The 2,241-nt window shown below is 45.3% G+C and carries 3 protein-coding genes and 1 pseudogene; 2 read left to right on the forward strand and 2 right to left on the reverse strand.

The annotated features are described in order from the left end of the window. Positions 1–110 precede the first annotated feature (110 nt). Positions 111–554, forward strand: coding sequence for a hypothetical protein (locus ACTHUE_RS16115; RefSeq protein ID WP_225905490.1), 444 nt, complete (start codon positions 111–113; stop codon positions 552–554). Between the two features lie 55 nt (positions 555–609). Here the strand turns inward: ACTHUE_RS16115 and ACTHUE_RS16120 are convergent, their stop codons facing one another. Further along, positions 610–912, reverse strand: coding sequence for a hypothetical protein (locus tag ACTHUE_RS16120; protein WP_107768832.1), 303 nt, complete (start codon positions 910–912; stop codon positions 610–612). Positions 913–1,123: 211 nt separating this feature from the next. Between ACTHUE_RS16120 and ACTHUE_RS16125 the strand changes: the two genes are divergently transcribed. Then, the gene (locus ACTHUE_RS16125) at positions 1,124–2,047 is read left to right on the forward strand and encodes an RluA family pseudouridine synthase (protein ID WP_107768833.1); all 924 of its coding nucleotides are present in this window, start codon (positions 1,124–1,126) and stop codon (positions 2,045–2,047) included. Between the two features lie 69 nt (positions 2,048–2,116). On the opposite strand, the pseudogene ACTHUE_RS16130 reads toward ACTHUE_RS16125, so the two are convergent. Further along, positions 2,117–2,241: pseudogene (locus ACTHUE_RS16130) on the reverse strand (alcohol dehydrogenase AdhP); the annotation flags it as partial.

Here is a 2,241-nt window from a genome sequence, read left to right on the forward strand (position 1 = left end):
GATGTCGCCCGTGAGGCTGATCCTGTAGTTGGCGTCAAATGAGATGTTGAAGTTGAGCAGCCAATAGTTGCCCGATATGAAAAAGCTGCCCTCCCTTTTTCTCTCAAGCGATGGCTGCAGATAACGCCACAAATAATCAAGCAAAAATAGATTTAGTCAAAAAGGTTTACCTGACCAAAGTGGATTTAGGCTCTGAACACAATCGTGTTACCACGCCTGAACTACAAAAAATTATCCGACAATTCAATAAATTCGACACAAATATCCGTAAGCAACCCGATATGGAGATGGGATGTGACATGCCGATACATTACTACTTGGGTTTTGGTCAGGATCATCCTGACAACTTCCATAAAACTTTGCAAGTCAAGGTCACTTCTCCCCATACCGTCCGGGCAACATTTAAACAATTTGACGGCCATAGGGTCGGTGCAGATTTCACGTTGAAATGTACAGAAAACCGTTGTTTGATAGATGATTTTAAGATGATTGGCGATCAAACCGGCATCAAAACCGATTACAAACTTGTTTTGCGCAAACAAAAATGTGAGTGAGCCGACAAAACAAAAGGGCTGCCCAAACAAATGGAGCAGCCCTTTGATTTTGAAATCAAGGTCGTGAAGGATGCGGATTTAAGCGGACAGGCGGCAAATTAGGTTTTCCGTATTGGGAAACGGCTTGTCTGTCTGAAGCCACTTTTCCTGACTGCATGACGCCGCTATCGTTGCGTATTGGATGTGCGGCATACTCGTCTTGATTTAATTGTGAAACTTCTTCATTGACTTCATGCTCTGCCACAAGTTCATACTCATTATCGTATGCCTTACTCTTGCCAAGCCGAACTTCCCCTCCCGCCATAGCGGATACGGAAAACGCGGATAACATGATGATTATGCCGATTTTTCTCTGCATAATATTCTCCTTTTCTCAAATATTGCTTCTTTATCATTTCTTTAATTCATGCCATAAAAGCAAGTTCAAACAAAACCAGTTTATCTGATTCCATTTATAGAGGCTATTTAAACACAAAACCTGCATCAATACATATCCGTTATTAGAAGTTTATTTTCCATATAAACAAGGCCGTCTGAAAAAATCCTAAAAACCGAGTACAATCCGCCGCATGAAAAAACGTACCAATCCCCTACCCCTTTTAAACGGTGTCAAACCCAGCTACTTGGTTTTACCGCATGAAAAGCAGTTTTACGGCTTGCCGCTGCTGCATTTTTTATGCGCTCATTTTCCCTTTGTCGGCGAAGAAAACTGGCGGCGGCGGCTGAACAGCGGTTTTGTGGTGGGTGCGGATGGCGTGCCGTTTGATGAAAATACCTTGTTCGAACCCGGCAAGACGATGTTTTATTACCGTGAAACCAGCCGTGAGAGCGAGCCGCGTATTCCGTTTGAAGAAAAGATTTTGCATATTGACGAGCATTTGATTGTAGTGGACAAACCGCATTTTCTGCCCGTCATCCCCAGCGGCAGGTTTTTGCGGGAAACCTTGCTCACGCGCCTGCGTCTGCGGCCGGAATTGCAGCATTTGAATGTTGAAGACATTACGCCGATTCATCGCTTGGACAAAGATACGGCAGGCGTTATGCTGCTTTCGCTCAACCCTGCCACGCGTCGTGGTTATCAGACCATGTTCCAAGAAAAAACCGTCCGAAAAACCTATGAAGCGGTGGCGCCGACGCGGACGGATTTGGACTATCCGCTGGATATTTCGTCACGAATGGAACGCGGCGAAAAATTCTTTCTCACGCGGGAAACGGAAGGCGAACCCAATGCCCACACGACCATCGAGCTTATCGAAAACCGCGGTGCATTCAGCCTCTACCGCCTCACGCCGCATACAGGAAAGAAACACCAGCTGCGCGTGCATATGATGAGTTTGAATATGCCGCTGATGAACGATGCGCTTTACCCTACCCCATTGGCGGCCGGTGATGAAGACTACGACAAACCTTTAAAACTTCTGGCTAAAAAAATAGAGTTTACCGATCCTGTCAGCGGAGAAATCCGCGTATTTGAAAGCAGCTTTACGCTTTAAATTATCCAATCCAATGAAAAAGGCCGTCTGAAATTTTTCAGACGGCCTTTTTGTCACAGAATCATTCGATTAGTGATGAATGCAGCTGCACTCTTTGTTCATATCAATCACCATACGGCCGGTAATTTTACCTTCGCGCATTTCTTGGAAGATGGCAGGCGCTTCATCCAAAGCACGCAATTCGACTTTAGGCA

It is taken from the genome of Neisseria sp. P0021.S005, assembly GCF_051956955.1.

Excerpts from the sequence above, each read along its gene's own strand:
- ACTHUE_RS16115 (WP_225905490.1), top strand. The coding sequence starts at position 111 with ATGGCTGCAGATAACGCCACAAATAATCAAGCAAAAATAGATTTAGTC.
- ACTHUE_RS16120 (WP_107768832.1), bottom strand. The coding sequence starts at position 912 with ATGCAGAGAAAAATCGGCATAATCATCATGTTATCCGCGTTTTCCGTA.
- ACTHUE_RS16125 (WP_107768833.1), top strand. The coding sequence starts at position 1,124 with ATGAAAAAACGTACCAATCCCCTACCCCTTTTAAACGGTGTCAAACCC.